This window comes from Thalassotalea sp. Sam97, from assembly GCF_041379765.1.
Lineage (GTDB): Bacteria > Pseudomonadota > Gammaproteobacteria > Enterobacterales > Alteromonadaceae > Thalassotalea_A > Thalassotalea_A maritima.
This window is the reverse complement of the sequence record NZ_CP166919.1, coordinates 1,515,925-1,531,486: the sequence shown is the minus strand read 5'-3', so window position 1 is coordinate 1,531,486 and position 15,562 is coordinate 1,515,925. Positions and strand designations below refer to the sequence as shown.

Here is a 15,562-nt window from a genome sequence, read left to right as displayed (position 1 = left end):
GCTTACGTTCGGCGCATTAATTTCTGTTGAATCGTACTTATGTCATCATCATTATTTTGCATCTCTTGCTCTTCTTGGCTGACAATACGTAAGATACGGGCAAGATATTGTTGAGTGTCTATGCTGCGTTTTTCGGCTTCGTCTCGCTCGGCGATAAACCCGTCAACTTCCCCTTGTGACAAAACACCTTTTTCAATAAGGAGACACTCCAGCGTTGCTGTGCGTTGTCTAACTACATTGAGCTCCATCGCTAAACTCATGGCTATCGATAGCACCTGCTCGGTTTGTTTATCTTCTAAAAAGTACGGGCGTTTGCCTTTAGCCTTGGTGTTTGCAAGCTTTATTCGCTCATCATCAAGCATATTAGTGCCCCTTTTGTTGCCATTATTGTTTCCATATGCCAAACCCATTCCATACCGGTGCTCGACCATAGTCCTCACCTTGTTCGCCATGCTCGCGTTTGCCATAAATTTGCTCATCGACTAGTGACACCATCTTCGCTTGAAATAAATCATCGCCATGAAAACCTGCTTGACTCACCACCTGTTGCAAGTCCAGATCATGCATCGGGCCCCAATATGGCTCGTTATTGAAATAGGTATCCCAATCGCGAATAAACTGCTCATAAACATCCATTCCTAGATATTGCGGTTGCTCCAAATGCAACGTCAATCCACCAGGTTTTAATAATCGATAAATGCTTTTAAAAATAGCCGGCATGGCGTTAGCCGATGTTTCATGCCAAAACATTGCCGTGGTGATCAAATCAAAACTGTGATCATCAAACATCGAAAGATCTTCAGCATTGGCTTGAACAAAGGTGATGTTGTTTACGCCTAATGCTTTTGCTCTGGCATGACCATAACGCAAACACGGGCGAGCCACATCCACGGCAATCACTTCGGCATCTGGAAAAGCTTGTGCAATGGGCACAATGTTATGACCGATGGTACAGCCAATATCGAGGATCTTTTTTGGAGAAAAATCGGGAAACTGTTGACTAAGATAACGACAAATCGCTTGACCACCACCATCGTTAAGCGAGCCTAGCAAACCTGCAGTGGTCACAAATAGCCCTAGGTCATAACTTGCAGCGACGGTGATGTCATCTGGGAAATACTCTTGGTAATAACAACCCGGTTGACAATGAATATCAACCAAACCGATATTGTCAGGAATGGCTACGCTGCCATCGAGCTGCAAACCATCAACATGCTCTGTATAGTGAGTAACCTTTGCCATCAAGGCTTCTATTTGCCCAAGCACTTGCGCACGGCCTGCTTGATGACGCATTTCCATGGTATTGCGACGCAATGCACTCCAAAATTGAAAATAACTGTTGTTTAACATCGCATTACGGATTTCATGACGATCGCGAGGCTCATGACCGTGTTCGGCAATATACGCCGGCAACACTTGCTGTTGATAGGCTGTTTTAACCCCGGGCAAAACGTTTGCGCCAAGGTACGCATTCAAATGGGTAAGAAAGTCCATGCGAGCCACATCATCGTGGCAACCATTTGCAAAGACTTGGTGTTTGTTGAGGGTCGTCCATGACGGTAAAGGTTTAGTCATAATTTAGCTCCCCCTTGTTTAGCTCTCCTTGGATGATCTGATAATCCATTAACTCATAGTGGGTCATCATGTAGCCTTCAACACGCGCTTTTAAAAATAAGTAATCATCATCTGCGGTACACCAAAGATCGTAAGGCGGGTGCTCTTCAGGCAAGTTACCAGCGGTATCGACAATTTGAAAGTGACGGGCTGCAAAGGTTCCTGCACCAACCGTGATCGTATCCAACCCCACATAACGAATACCAAAGCCCGTTTTAAACAACATAGGACCAGTCGCTCCGCGGTGATCTGGTGAGGTTAAAAAAATATTGGGGAAAAATGTTTTTCCTGGTCCATTAGAGACATCATACAACTTCATTAATATTGCATCACCAACAATGGGATGGGCTTGTAGCCACTTTACCGGCTCATCGATGTCGACACGCTGTGTTATTCGGCCATCGCGTTGATTATGACTCTCACACTCAACATAATGTTTGGCAAAACGCATCCACGCAGAGCCCTCATAGGCATTTCCCACCGACAGTCTCACCGAACAATCAATCGGGCTGGCATCGGCATCCATGGCGAGCATCACATCGCGAATAACATTCGGTTGGTCGTCTATTTCACAATGCGCGTGCAGAACTTGTGTACCATCAACTTGTTGCGTCAGGGTAAAGAATTCCCGACCTCGGTGTTGGCCATAACGTTCTGGCTGATGGCTGGTATAGGCAATCGTGCCACGAATGGTTCTTTGCATGATAATTAATCCCCGCTACCACCACTATTTAGTCGTCACTATGTCATGGTTACTATTAACGATCAGACGCTAATTGTTCGAACGAGCGTCTGTTGACCTTTTCTCTATCTTCACGTGACTCACATAATCTCGCTATGATTTATGTCAATTCGAGACACTAACCTTTGATCGCTTAACCCCGATTATTTAATCTCTCAGCTCTAACCACAGAGACGTTTTATGACATTATTTTTGGATAAACTGGCTCGCCGCTTGATGAAAGTCGTCGCTGTCGAACGCTTGGCTAAATAATTCCCGAAGATGTAATTCGTCCGATTGTTGATCATATAAATGACGGATTGTTTGTTTTATACCACTGATGGCATGTCCACTAACCTTTGCTAACTGGTCGATATACTTCTGCTTGATCAGAGCAAGGCTTTTACTGCTCACTACATCATTCAACATGCCCCACTCTACGGCCTGTTGCGCATTGATTTTTTGACTGAGGAGCAATAATTGCTTAGCACGAGCGATACCCACATGCGCAATCAAACGTCGGGTATCATTTAACGAGTACAACAACCCCAACTTTGCGGGGGTAATGGCAAATGTGGCGTGCGTAACCGCGACACGAAAGTCACATGCTAAAGCAATCCCGACGCCGCCACCAATACAATCACCGTTAATCATCGCCAGCGTTGCACAATCAAGTGTTTGTAATGCCATCTGTGCATCTTGGATCAGCTGGTTATGCGCGCTTATTCGTCCGCTGTCACCAATCATGGTATGTAACTCGCTAATATCAGCGCCTGCACAAAACGCCTGCTCACCAGACGCTTGGATCACGGCCACATGCGGTTTGATGTCTTGTTTTAGTCGCACACAAATCTGATGGAGTTGCAACCACATTTGCTCGGTAAACGCATTACGCTTTTCAGAGCGATCAATCATGATGGTGGCGATGATATGTTGCTTACGTTTGTTGAGTTCTAGCTTAACCATTGACATTTATCATTAAAATTTAGAGCGATACACGCTACATTGATGACTTAGTGAAACCGCACAGTAACCCGAAAGCGAGTTCACAGTGAAAGCACATTTTGATTTAAGCACAGGCCATACATATATCCCACAAAGATAAAATAAGTAATTGATAATAGGCAATTTTGACGGATGATTAGGAACAAATTATGACCTATACCCCACAAACCTTAGCGCAAAAGTTGATTGCAAAAGCCTGTGGTAAAGCCACGGTTGTCGAAGGTGAAATCGTTACCTGTCAAGTCGATTTAGTGCTTATGCATGACTCCTCTGGGCCCAGACGTGTACAACCTCGCTTGCATGAGTTAGGCGTCAACGTCTTTGATCCCAGTAAAGTGGTGTTAGTCAGCGATCATTACGTGCCCGCGACTGATGCGGACAGTGCCGAGATATTGGCTTTAACGCGCCGCTGGGCGAGCGACAACAACATTGATCATTTTTATGATATGCAAGGGATCTGTCATGTCATGTTACCGCAACAGGGGCATTTACAACCCGGCATGTTTCTTGTCGGTGGAGACTCTCACTCGCCAACAGGTGGCGCGTTTTCAACGTTTATGGTCGGCATCGGCGCAACCGAAATGACCGGTGTACTGGCTACCAGTGAAATTTGGATCAAAGTCCCAAAAACCATTCGCATTAATCTCGACGGCATAATGCCCAAAGGTTGTAGTGCCAAAGACATCATGCTCTATTTATGCAAACAACTCGGCAATAACAATGATTACAAAGTCCTTGAGTTTTCCGGCTCTACCGTTCGTCAAATGCCGATGTTTGAGCGTATGGTGTTATGTAATATGTCAGCCGAGCTTGGCGCAAAAACTGCGGTAATTGGTGCAGATGAAACAACCTTGTCATGGCTTCGGGATCTGGGTAAGGCCTGTGATGAACGTTTACTTGAGTGGCAGTCAGATGAGCACGCGGTATACGATGCGGTTATTGACCTTGATGTCACAACGCTTGAGCCACAAATCGCCGCCCCCCACAGCCCACAAAATACCCATGCCATTAACGCCATAGATTCGGTTGACATTCAACAAGCCTACATCGGCGCCTGCACTGGTGCTAAGTTATCGGATTTACACATGGCTGCTCAAGTGCTCAAGGGGCGCAAGGTAGCAGCTGGCACACGGTTATTGGTGGCACCGGCGACAGTAAAAACAACCGAGTTAGCCACAAAAGACGGTACCTTGGCGACTTTAACTGAAGCGGGGGCGATTTTACTGCCTAGCGGTTGCGGTGCATGCGCGGGAATGGGCGCGGGGGCGATAGCATCCGGTGAAAATTGCATCTCGTCAACATCACGTAACTTTAAAGGCCGAATGGGCTCGCCACAATCCAATGTGTATCTTGGCTCGCCTTATACAGTGGCCGCCAGCGCCATTGCAGGGAAGCTTGCCGATCCACGACCGTACATTGATACACCAGCAATCGAGGGCGATCCAATCGCACGGCAATAGGAAGTCATATGAATATTGAAAAACACGGTAACGCTTGGGTTTACGGTGATAATATCGATACCGATTTATTGGCACCAGGTGCCTACATGAAAGCACCGATTGAAAAACTTGCGCAGCATTGCTTAGAGGCTATCGACCCAAGGTTTGCCAAACGAGTTAAACCGGGTGATATCCTTATCGCTGGCCATGCTTTTGGTATTGGCTCGTCAAGAGAGCAAGCCGTACAGGCATTACTTGAGTTGGGCATCGCTGCCGTCGTGGTAAAATCCTGTGCGAGAATTTTTTATCGTAATGCCATTAATCTTGGTCTACCCGTGTTGATATGCCCTACCTTGTCCGCCATCGAGCAAGGTCACTCTATTGCCGTCAACGTGGCAAACGCTAGAATAAACAACCGTACACTCGCGCAAAGCTTTGCGTGTGAGCCCATGGCGCCAAAGTTATTAACCATTATCGATGCAGGTGGATTGATTCCTTATCTAAAAACAACATTAGATCTGGACAAAAAAATCACTCTATGATTCCGTCTCAGCTCTCAACATAGTAACTCATTAGCGGACGTAATCTATGTGCAAAACAAACAGACAACTCGGCCCCGTTTTAGGCGCAACATTATGTTGTAATAACATAGAGCACATGAGCCAGACCTACAGCCAGCAACTTGGCTTTCAACTGGTACAAGCCCTTGTGGTATCACCACAACAAGCGATGTTTTGGCAGCAACCCAACCTCGCGGGTAATCGCATGCATATTTTAGCCGCCAGCAATGGTCATTCATGGTTGCGACTGGTTGAAGATAAACACGCACCTTATGATAATGCTCTGCTTCGACCGGGTTGGATGAGCCTCGAAATTAATGTTCGCGATGTTGATGCTATTGCCAAGCGATTAACCTCTGGTTTTGAGATCATTAGTCCACCTGCCTATTTGCAATTGAGTAACGCAATAAAAGCAATGCAGGTGCAAGGGCCGATGGGTGAAGTGTTGTATTTGACACAAATCGATTCCCCTGTGCCCCCGTTCGAACTGCCCATGACCGAAGCGGACATCGGCGACTTGTTTATCCCGGTTCTTGCAACCACTAACCGAGAGCATACCTTAGGCTTTTATCAACGGTTACACGATGCCGATCAAGGTCTCATGTTTGATACCAAGATTACCGCGTTAAGCAAAGCAAGAAACAACCCGCTTGAGCACCAGTACCCGGTAGCGACATTACAATTAAAAGGGCAAACATTACTCGAAATAGACGAAATCAGCGATGAACAATTATCATCGCTCTCTGACACTCGTTTGCCAAGCGGTATCGCCATGGTGACCATTGCTACTGAAGATATTGAGCTACTGAGTGAAAAGTTAGACCGCCCTATTATCGACCTAGATAATCATTATCAAGGTCATTATTGCGATAATTGCCGTGCGCTGTTTGTACAAGGTACGGCAGGAGAGTGGATTGAATTTATTGAGGCGCGGTATTGATATTTGCTATAGGCGCCATTTATAAAGCCTCATCAACTCTAAGTAACTCACCGAAACACTAACGCCGTGTTAACGTGCTAAAGCCGTTAGTAACCCCACCTAAATCTAGGGTTTGTAACTGCTGCTTGCTCACAACTTCATCGGTCAGATAGCTTTTTAGAAATAACGTCGACGTTGCATTGAGCATGCGCAACGCATCATGCTGTGGTAACTCTTCTCGTTCTGGGCGACAAATCAAGTTGCCAAAATAATGATCAGCCCCTTGCGTTACTAATGAGTATTTATCACCTGGCAAGGCCGTGTCAAACGACATATTATGCACTTGCCAGGTTTTAAAAAAACGTCCATCAACATCCCATGTACCAGTACTGATGAATGTCGGCAGACTCAATTTTTGCCAACTTTTGTCTGTGATCACATCAAACATCGGCCCAGGGGGGGAAATGGCCAACACCGCTTTGACGTTATCTATGGCAATGTAGTGATAACGTTCATCATCTGGGTTATAGGTTCCCGCGCCTGCAAACAGTTGTGCGGTGAAACCACCAAATGAGTGGCCCGCAATCGCCAAGTTCTCGGCATCGAATTTGTTTTGCAAAAATGGGTACTGACTGACAAGTTCAGCTAACGATTGTTGTAAAAAGCGAACATCGTTAACACGTTGCTCTACCAAACCAAAATTGCCAAACCACATGCTCTTTATAATGCCAGACACCATGCTACAACAGTCTTGATGGTTAACGGCGAGAACGACAAAGCCGTGACTTACCCAATAAGCGATAACATTATCGTAAGTGTCTTTGTGGGCAACAAAACCAGGTGAGAAAATAACCAGCGGAAACTGTTGTCCTTGCTCAGGATAAAATGCGCTGATATCTAAATCGCGCTGGAGATCAGGATTATGGAGCGTAACATCACGGTTAATAATCACCTGATAAGGGCCTTTATCAATAAAGGGGATCGCCATAAGTTGTTCTGAGCTTGCCGACAAAGGCTGTGCCTGTGGTAAGCTGATCGCGTCGTTACAACCACTTAGTGACGTCAGTAACAATGCGATTGAACCGACAATACCCATGATTCGTTGCCAAACGCTCATTATAATCGCCCTGTTACTCGGTCAATAAACGCTTTGGTGTCCTTAGCGGAACGATACGGGCGCTCAAGTGGGATAACATGTCCAGTTTCAGGATAAATAATGCGTTCTAGTGTTTTGGTATTAACCAGCTTTTCTGCAAACTCGCTCACATGAGCGACCGGCAGTTGTGGGTTATCTGCGCCCCACATCAACAGTGTTGGCGCCGTAATATTCTTAAGCAAAGGCGTCACATCAGATTTATCATATTGTTGCAGACGACGATACTCTGCTAGGCGATTACCTTCTCGTCGATACATATGATGGAACTCCTCGACCATGGCATCATCAATTAACGACTTATCAATCACCGGGGCTTGCAAAAAGGGCTTGAATAACGACTCAGGCAGCAGATACAGTAGATATCCTCCCCACGATGGCAACTCAGTATCCATGTATTTATTAGCTACCTTAGGCATGCCCGGTGTGTTGATCAACGTTAAACTGAGAGTTTTGTCGGGGTGATTCGCGGCGAAATGGTACGCAATGCCGCCGCCTGTTGATGAGCCAACAATGTGTGCTTGATGAATGTTTAGCTGAGCAAGCAATTTGGTCAGTAACGATGCGCCTCTTGCTCGGGAATAGTCATCGCTTGGATCTGGCCCAGTAAGACCATGGCTGGTCAAATCATAGCGGATCACGGTAAAATCATTGCTGAGTGTGTCAACCCAAGGCTGCCATTGACGCATTGAATAAAAATGCGAATGAATGAGCACCAACGCCGGTCCTTGCCCTTCCACCTTGTACCGTAGATCGACACCATCGATTACCACTCGTTGCAAGTTACCGCCACCATATTGCTTTTCTAATTGTTGTACAGGAATATCGCGAAACGCTATCAAAACCCATGTACAATAACTAACGATGATGATCAGCAATGACAATAAAAGCCACTTTATTAATGTTCCAACATAATAGAGCACAAATATCCCCCATTCCGTATCGTTTAGCCTGAAAACGCATAGTCTGTAACGCTTAGCTCGTAATACAAAGCCTGTCACATCAAGTCAGTAAGCGCCTGGCGAGCAAATCTTACTTATTGTAACGACAGTTATCATCAAATCGATGCTATATGACAACAATAAAATTGATAAATATCAGTTTATTAAGGTATTACTCCGTTTCGTCGTGTTGATTTAACATCGGTGCTAGGTGATGGTATTCTATCGGTGTTTCGGAGAATTTTACCGGATTGGCAACCTGTGGCACCATGCCCCCTTTAGGATGAGGCAGCTCAAATAGCATTTGTCGATGTTGTATCTGCGGATCGGCAAACACGGTATCCAGACGATTGATTGGCGCACAAGGCACGTTTACCTTAGCTAGCTGTGCCAACCAATGCTGACAATCATGAGTTAGTAATATTGCTTCAAGCCGATTGATTAACACATCACGATGACGCACTCGCTGTGCATTACTCGAATAATCTTTATCCTTTGCCAACTCTGGTGTGCCTAAGATCTGACATAACGCCTGAAATTGTCGATCATTACCGACGGCTAACATCATATGCCCACCAGCCACTTTCACGACTTGATACGGGGCAATATTAGGATGTGCACTGCCAAGACGCTCAGGTACCTCGCCAGATATAAGATAATTACTGGCTTGATTAGCAAGCCAAGCGACTTGCGTATCAAACAAGGCAAGATCGATGTATTGGCCCTGCCCCGTTAGTGATCTGTGGTGTAATGCCGCCAAAATCGCCGATACCGCATACATACCTGTCATCAAATCGGACACCGCTACCCCGACTTTTTGTGGCCCACCAGCAGGGTGCTGATCACTTTCTCCGGTGACACTCATTAAACCGCCAAGCGCCTGGATCATCGCATCGTAGCCGGCTTTATCGGCATAAGGGCCTGTCTGGCCAAAGCCGGTAATAGAGCAATAAATAATGTTTGGGTTAATCGCTTTGACCGCCTTGTAGTCCAAACCATAGGCTTGCAGTCCACCCACTTTATAATTCTCGATAAAAATATCGGCATTTTTTACCATTTCATAGATGACTTGTTGCCCCTGCTCAGTTTTAATATCAATCGCAAACGACTGCTTATTGCGGTTTGCAGCAACGTAATATGCCGATTCTTGAGTATTCTCTCCCGCTTGATCCTTAATATATGGCGGGCCCCATTGACGGGTATCATCGCCAACATGAGGGCGCTCTATTTTCCATACCGTAGCACCATAATCGGCCAGCACTTGTGTCGCCCATGGACCGGCCAATATACGTGTCAAATCCAGTACGTTAATGTCCGTTAGTGGTCCCGCCATAGCATTTCACCTTATTGATAATCTACTAGATCAACGTTAAAACGTCTTTAGGTATTGAGCACGAAAACCCCGTGTGCTCTTGCCAGCGATCAGCAAGAGACAGCAACTGCCGGTCGCCTGCAAAAGGCGCTATCAGCTGCATTCCCGCAGGCAATGGGTTATCGGATATCATGGGTATCGACAGTGCTGGCACCCCAGTAAAATTAGCCAAACAACTCAAATCTGCTTGATTCGCTGGGATATCACTCGTCATCATAAAGGCACGTTGTGGTGTTGTTGGCATCAATAGCATATCGCCTTTACTAAAAATCGTACCTAGCCAGACTCGTGCCCGTGCAAACCATTGCTCGGCATCAATCAAATCGACGGGTGTTTTTGTGTCAACATAGGCCAGTAAACGCTGCAAGTAAGGCGAAAACTCGTCTCGCCTTTCTCGCCATGAATCTTGATAGTAATGACGCATGTTTGCTTCACAAATCAATAACCCGGCTCGTCTTGCTTGGCTCAAATCAAAGTCAGTCATGTCAATGTACTTTATTTGACAGCCTATATCTTTGAAAGCTAATACATTGCGGTAAAAATCGCGTTGGATATCATCAACAACACGCCAATGTGACAGATCCTCTGGAACCAATAACGTCAAGGGTTTGTTACTGGTAAGATAATCTATTGATTGTGAGCTAGCATCTTGGTGAGCAACCCCTTGCATTAATTCAAACGCCAAACTGATATCTTTGGCACTTCGTGCCAATGGACCAATGGTGTCCAATTGCGGCGCACAAGGCACACTGCCCAAATTCGGCACAGCGCCGTGACTTGGCTTAAAGCCAAATACCCCGCAATATGAGGCAGGAATGCGCACTGAACCCATCGTATCTGTCCCTAACGCCAACGCCGCCATACCGCTTGCAACAGCGGCACCACTGCCACCAGATGAGCCCCCTGGTGTTCGTTGCAGATCGTGAGGATTGTAACAATGACCATAATGCGTATTATGATTGGTTGCACCGAGCGCGCCTTCATGCAAATTGAGTTTGCCACTATAACGCGCACCATGATGGCGTAACCGTTGACATACAATAGCGTCGTGCTGCGCCATGTTTTGTCGAAAGATCCCTAACCCAGCGGTAGTAACCGATCCTGCAATATCAATGTTGTCTTTAACTGCAATGGCAACGCCCGCCAAGGTACGTTCGGTAATATCTGTCGCTGAAACTTTGGCGGTGGCTTCATCTCCTGAGGCTAACGAAATATAGGCATTAATGTGGGCGTTGAGTTGTTCGTTATACGCACATTGCATAGCAAATAACTGTTGGCTAGCAATCTTACCTTGTCGCACTGTGGCAATTTGTTCGCTTAAATCAGCAAACAACAATTCAACATCAATATCCATAACGTACCTAATTCATAATAACCTATTCGGTCGATTTAACATCGACAGAACGGTTATCAATCAACCGGATCGGCTTTTGCTTAACGTCTACTTGTGTCAGTGACGCCAATTGACCTGCGCCATGAAGTCTAACTTGTACCATAACACCGAGTTTTTGTTTTAATAGCGTTCGATAGCGCTCTACCAATGAGTCCTTTGTATTCTCTGTGTTTGCAACTTCAATATGAACAATTAAATCATCTCGCCCTGTGGCATCGCGAACCACCTCACACACATACTCGCCTATAAAGTCTGGCATGGCTGATAAGATAGGACCAATTGCCTGAGGATAAATATTGATGCCGCGCAATTTAACCATATTATCGCTGCGCCCCATAAAACCGCGGATGCGGCGAAACGGTAAGTTAAATTGATTGGCTCCGACGATTTCTTCGCTGATGTCACAAGTGTTAAAACGGATAATTGGATATACATCATCTTTATACAAGCACGTCACCACCATATTCCCTGGCATACCGGGGCTAACAGGACTGTTATCGTTAGGGTCGAGTAATTCCAAATAATGCGCGTCCTCCCACACATACATACCGTCATTATCAGGCCCTTCGGCAGCAATACAGCCAGTATCACCAACACCGTACCAGTCGAACGTTTTCGGGTTACCCCACGCATCAGCGATGGCTTGACGAGATTCCATGCCAAAATGGCCAATGATCATGTCAATACAGATATCTTTACCAGGCTCTAGCCCTTGTGCTCTCGCTTCGTCCGCTAACCGCATAATGTAATCGACAAAACCGACCAACACATTAACACCAAAGGTTTTCATTAACTGCACTTGTTGGATTGAGCGCGTTTCAATGCCGGTACCGGCCGTTAATAATATCGAGTTGGTGTAATGGGTGATGGCTTCACGAATATAGTGGCCGCCATTAACCATGCCATGGCCATAACAGCTTTGAATCGTTGCCGCCGCTGGCAAACCCATAAAACGATAAGATCTCGCCACCAATAACGATTGAATTTCCCGGCTTTTAGGGCCAAATAGCAAAGGTTGTGGTGTGCCAGTGGTGCCACTGGTTGTATGAAACACCACCGGCGGCCGTTGCGATCTAGGTATGTCATCAAGACCATGAAAATCGCCAAATGGCGGAAACTGTTCAACGCTAGCCATGATATCTGACTTACTGATCAACGGCAGCTTTTCAATATCTTGCAATGATTGTATATCATGTGGCGTGACACCAGCCTCGCCCCATATTCGTTGGTAAAATGGGATTTGCCATGCGCGTTCTACCACTTGCATAAATCGTTGATTTTGTAGCTCTACTAATTGCGCTCTGCTCATCTGTTGAAAGCGTTGCAAAAAAGTATCGTCTAGCGGATAGTCCTCAAGTAATTGCTCAATATCAATACATTCAAGGTAGGTCGGATAGCAAGTCATTTCATCACTCTTGTTTGTCATCAGAGATTGTGGTCTGTGCTGTCTGAACATCTACTGTCACAGCTCACCGACCATTTGCTTTATCACGTTGTTAATATTCGGGATTTGCTCGATGGCGTCTATGCTATTTATCAATTTATCGATTTGTTGGGACGTAAATGGCCTTTGTGCACTTGCACAGGCGCGATGAAATTTTTCCAACTGTTGCTCAATCGTAAGTGGGTGTTGCGGATGCCCTAAGATGTGTCTCAACTCGATTTGATACGTAGCTCCATTATTTAGTCGCACGGTAACCTCAATGGGTGCTAAGGCATTGGCGTCTACGATGCTGTTTTGCTGCATGGTAAATTTTTTCGCCAACGCTAAGCGCTGAGCATCGTGACGATGTTCGCTGTCAAAATCGTTAACGCCGACCCCACCGGTTAATAGCGTTGTCGCACCTATGAAGCCATTGCACAGTTTGGCATAGTTAACATCCATATCATTTAAAACCGGTCGATTAACGAGCCGGTTAACCAAAGGCGGTGCTAATACCTCAACGGCCATAATATCACCTGCACTAAATCCATGACGTTGCTGTAATGTTTGTAATGCTTCTATGGTGCCATGCGCCGCACGCCCTGTTGGAAAAGGTTTATGGCTTAATGTTTCAATTTGAAATTGCTGACCTAACTGCGTGAAAAACGGCGCAAGATCATAGCCATCCTCAAATAATGAGAAGTAACCGAACGGTCCTTCGAGAATATCATGCGGCCCTGCAAAGCCTGCTTCGGCCATATCTACCGCCATGATGGCATTTTGTGCATTAAAACCAACTTGCATTGCCAGCGTTGGCGAGCCCTCAACATGCGCTTGCATCGTGCCACTAAGTTGGCTGTATGCAATCCCCAAAGCATTTTTTAAGCGCTCCCCTTTAATGCCCATCATCACGCAAATACCTGCACTCGCGCCTAAACAACCACATACAGAGGGACGAAAGAACTTGAGTGCCGATGTCGCCGACTGGCCAATAATGGTAGCGATATCAACGCCAGCGACCAAACCAAGCACGAGTTGTTGGCCACTCACGGAGTGACGCTGACCAAAGGCCATTAACGCCGATAATATGGTGGCCATTGGGTGCACCACCGCCCCCTCTTGTAGGCAATCCCATTCTTGGTTGTGGATTTGATACGCATTTATCAGCGCTGCTGATGTGGCGGGGAGCCACTCGCCGGTCGTCCATACCTGCGCCTGCTCTGCATGCCCCCACAAATGCGTAGCAGCTTTCACTTCACTAACGCGATCAACCCGTGAGCCACTGATGCCAACACCAATCGAGTCCAACATAAAACACTTCGCTGCGGTTAAGGTTGATGCTGGTAGCGAGCTATACGTTAGCTGTTGCAAATAATCAAATAGGCGCTCAGTGGCAGTACCATGCGTTCGACTAGCTTTCATCACTCGGCTCCAATAAACCCGTTAGTGCCGTTAAATCCCTATGCTGATACCAGTCTAGACTTGCAAGCCGCCGGGCAGTTTGGACGTCAACCTTGCCATGTGCGAGCAACATCAAAGCTTTGTTGGTTAATTGATGTGATGTTAACGGACGCTCTGGATCACCAAGCGTATCTTTGCTGTAAGCCTGACAAGAGGTACCATCGAGCAAGCGTATTTGGCAGCGCGCACCATAATGATTTGGATAGTCCGATTCAATATTGACTGACAATCCTACGCGAACTTTTTCACGTAAGGCAATGATTCTTGGGTCATCGTAAATGGCTTGTTGATAGTGTGCCAATGCTGGCTCACCACACAATATCAAGGCGGCAATAGCATGTTGAATAGAAAACTTAGCATGCGTTTCACATTCAATAATACGACGATCACAAAAGGTTATTGCGTCTTGATAGGTGTCGATATCGATTGCTTCAATATCAAGAGCATTAACGCTCTGTCCTTGGTGCTTTAATTGCCTTAGTACTTGCTGGCACACATCAATAGCAGGGTGAGCATGCCGACATGCTGGCCACGGTTTAAAGCTTACCTCATGGATCAACCAATGAGCATAGCTGCGCATAAACATTGTGGTATCCGCGTCATGACTCATAGCCTGAAAGAGCCCTTGCTCTCCCTCAAGAATAAACGCCGGTCCGGTAACACCGTAGCGTGCCATTACCGCCGCATTAACGCCGCTTTTGGCCGCTTCACTATTGTGCCACTGTTTAGTCATGACCGATTCATGACGCATTTGCCAGACACCACCCGTGCGAGAGCCTGCATTGCCCACCGCAGCAACACACTGTGCCGGCGAGAGTTTTAATAACAGCGCGGCACTATACGCGGCGCCCAAACTCGCACAGGTCGACGTATTATGAAAATATTGATAATGGCTACGACCTATCGATTGGCCGAGACGAATCGTAAGCTCATAACCTTTAATGATGGCGACAAGAAAATCGCTCATGCTTGCCTTTTGCCACTGGGCAACCGCTAACGCGGCCGGTATGATCACAGGTCCAGGATGAAGAGTAGAACTTCGATGGATATCATCCATCTCCAGCACGTTACCAATCGCAGCATTGAACGACAATCCGGCTTGTAATTCATAACGGCCACAAAAAACAGCGCTAACAGGACCGGATATACTGTCGTTAAGAAGCTGTCGATAACTGTTTGCCGCATCACTGTTCATCGCTGCGGCTGCACAGCCCAGAAAGTCCAGCACATGTTGCGCGCTGCGATGCAAGTCATCATCAGATACCGGTTTACGATAAGTTTCAAATATCAGCTGCTCTGTTAAAGATTGAGTATGATTATCATCATGAGTTGGCACATTTTTCATCCATCAATAAGCTCATAGTAAACATATCGTCTGAGCCTTGCCTGATGCAAGAATGCGCACGTTTTTAACCGCTTATAAATGACTAATATCAATTTAGATCCAAGATGTTATTACCAACAAGAAAAATAAATTGAACACATTTTGTGCTAAATTTCTGGCAAACCTAAAGCATACTGTGTAAATTTAAATTTAAGCATAAAAAACAACAAAATGTGA

Annotated in this window: 14 protein-coding genes; 3 read left to right on the top strand and 11 right to left on the bottom strand. The window is 46.1% G+C overall.

Annotated elements, in window-relative coordinates; all coding sequences use genetic code 11:
* Nucleotides 1–2 precede the first annotated feature (2 nt).
* The 4 genes from ACAX20_RS06765 to ACAX20_RS06750 form a co-directional block, all read right to left on the bottom strand.
* A complete protein-coding gene (locus tag ACAX20_RS06765) occupies nt 3–362 on the bottom strand; it encodes a hypothetical protein (RefSeq protein WP_371189409.1) in 360 nt (119 codons plus the stop codon).
* Nucleotides 363–384: 22 nt separating this feature from the next.
* A complete protein-coding gene (locus ACAX20_RS06760; protein ID WP_371189408.1) occupies nt 385–1,575 on the bottom strand; it encodes a class I SAM-dependent methyltransferase in 1,191 nt (396 codons plus the stop codon).
* Nucleotides 1,568–2,317, bottom strand: coding sequence for a hypothetical protein (locus ACAX20_RS06755; RefSeq protein WP_371189406.1), 750 nt, complete (start codon nt 2,315–2,317; stop codon nt 1,568–1,570). Before ACAX20_RS06755 ends, ACAX20_RS06760 begins: the two co-directional genes overlap by 8 nt.
* 225 nt (nt 2,318–2,542) lie before the next feature.
* Entirely contained in the window at nt 2,543–3,301 is a 759-nt protein-coding gene (locus ACAX20_RS06750; protein WP_371189405.1) for an enoyl-CoA hydratase/isomerase family protein, read from the bottom strand.
* A 188-nt stretch (nt 3,302–3,489) separates the two neighbouring features.
* Between ACAX20_RS06750 and ACAX20_RS06745 the strand changes: the two genes are divergently transcribed.
* The 3 genes from ACAX20_RS06745 (at nt 3,490) to ACAX20_RS06735 (ending at nt 6,279) form a co-directional block, all read left to right on the top strand.
* On the top strand, nt 3,490–4,800 hold the full coding sequence (locus ACAX20_RS06745; protein ID WP_371189404.1) for an aconitase/3-isopropylmalate dehydratase large subunit family protein: 1,311 nt from the start codon (nt 3,490–3,492) through the stop codon (nt 4,798–4,800).
* Between the two features lie 8 nt (nt 4,801–4,808).
* A complete protein-coding gene (locus ACAX20_RS06740) occupies nt 4,809–5,321 on the top strand; it encodes a 3-isopropylmalate dehydratase (protein ID WP_371189402.1) in 513 nt (170 codons plus the stop codon).
* Nucleotides 5,322–5,436: 115 nt separating this feature from the next.
* Nucleotides 5,437–6,279, top strand: a complete 843-nt coding sequence (locus ACAX20_RS06735) for a hypothetical protein (protein WP_371189401.1) — start codon at nt 5,437–5,439, stop codon at nt 6,277–6,279.
* 58 nt (nt 6,280–6,337) lie between these two features.
* Here ACAX20_RS06735 and ACAX20_RS06730 read toward each other — a convergent pair whose 3' ends face one another.
* The 7 genes from ACAX20_RS06730 to ACAX20_RS06700 form a co-directional block, all read right to left on the bottom strand.
* A complete protein-coding gene (locus tag ACAX20_RS06730; protein ID WP_371189400.1) occupies nt 6,338–7,375 on the bottom strand; it encodes an alpha/beta hydrolase family protein in 1,038 nt (345 codons plus the stop codon).
* A complete protein-coding gene (locus tag ACAX20_RS06725; RefSeq protein ID WP_371189398.1) occupies nt 7,375–8,334 on the bottom strand; it encodes an alpha/beta fold hydrolase in 960 nt (319 codons plus the stop codon). The genes ACAX20_RS06730 and ACAX20_RS06725 overlap by 1 nt, the downstream gene beginning before the upstream one ends.
* A gap of 190 nt (nt 8,335–8,524) precedes the next feature.
* Nucleotides 8,525–9,685: a CaiB/BaiF CoA transferase family protein gene (locus ACAX20_RS06720; protein WP_371189397.1), complete on the bottom strand. Its 1,161-nt coding sequence runs from the start codon at nt 9,683–9,685 to the stop codon at nt 8,525–8,527.
* A gap of 25 nt (nt 9,686–9,710) precedes the next feature.
* Nucleotides 9,711–11,078, bottom strand: coding sequence for an amidase (locus ACAX20_RS06715; RefSeq protein ID WP_371189396.1), 1,368 nt, complete (start codon nt 11,076–11,078; stop codon nt 9,711–9,713).
* Nucleotides 11,079–11,100: 22 nt separating this feature from the next.
* Nucleotides 11,101–12,522, bottom strand: coding sequence for a phenylacetate--CoA ligase family protein (locus tag ACAX20_RS06710; RefSeq protein WP_371189395.1), 1,422 nt, complete (start codon nt 12,520–12,522; stop codon nt 11,101–11,103).
* 57 nt (nt 12,523–12,579) lie between these two features.
* Entirely contained in the window at nt 12,580–13,962 is a 1,383-nt protein-coding gene (locus ACAX20_RS06705; RefSeq protein WP_371189393.1) for an MmgE/PrpD family protein, read from the bottom strand.
* On the bottom strand, nt 13,952–15,337 hold the full coding sequence (locus ACAX20_RS06700; protein ID WP_371189392.1) for an MmgE/PrpD family protein: 1,386 nt from the start codon (nt 15,335–15,337) through the stop codon (nt 13,952–13,954). Before ACAX20_RS06700 ends, ACAX20_RS06705 begins: the two co-directional genes overlap by 11 nt.
* Nucleotides 15,338–15,562 lie beyond the last annotated feature (225 nt).

Coding starts and splice junctions, on each gene's coding strand:
- ACAX20_RS06750 (WP_371189405.1), bottom strand. CDS start 3,301: ATGGTTAAGCTAGAACTCAACAAACGTAAGCAACATATCATCGCCACC.
- ACAX20_RS06745 (WP_371189404.1), top strand. CDS start 3,490: ATGACCTATACCCCACAAACCTTAGCGCAAAAGTTGATTGCAAAAGCC.
- ACAX20_RS06735 (WP_371189401.1), top strand. CDS start 5,437: ATGAGCCAGACCTACAGCCAGCAACTTGGCTTTCAACTGGTACAAGCC.
- ACAX20_RS06720 (WP_371189397.1), bottom strand. CDS start 9,685: ATGGCGGGACCACTAACGGACATTAACGTACTGGATTTGACACGTATA.
- ACAX20_RS06705 (WP_371189393.1), bottom strand. CDS start 13,962: ATGAAAGCTAGTCGAACGCATGGTACTGCCACTGAGCGCCTATTTGAT.
- ACAX20_RS06710 (WP_371189395.1), bottom strand. CDS start 12,522: ATGACTTGCTATCCGACCTACCTTGAATGTATTGATATTGAGCAATTA.
- ACAX20_RS06740 (WP_371189402.1), top strand. CDS start 4,809: ATGAATATTGAAAAACACGGTAACGCTTGGGTTTACGGTGATAATATC.
- ACAX20_RS06755 (WP_371189406.1), bottom strand. CDS start 2,317: ATGCAAAGAACCATTCGTGGCACGATTGCCTATACCAGCCATCAGCCA.
- ACAX20_RS06760 (WP_371189408.1), bottom strand. CDS start 1,575: ATGACTAAACCTTTACCGTCATGGACGACCCTCAACAAACACCAAGTC.
- ACAX20_RS06715 (WP_371189396.1), bottom strand. CDS start 11,078: ATGGATATTGATGTTGAATTGTTGTTTGCTGATTTAAGCGAACAAATT.
- ACAX20_RS06730 (WP_371189400.1), bottom strand. CDS start 7,375: ATGAGCGTTTGGCAACGAATCATGGGTATTGTCGGTTCAATCGCATTG.
- ACAX20_RS06765 (WP_371189409.1), bottom strand. CDS start 362: ATGCTTGATGATGAGCGAATAAAGCTTGCAAACACCAAGGCTAAAGGC.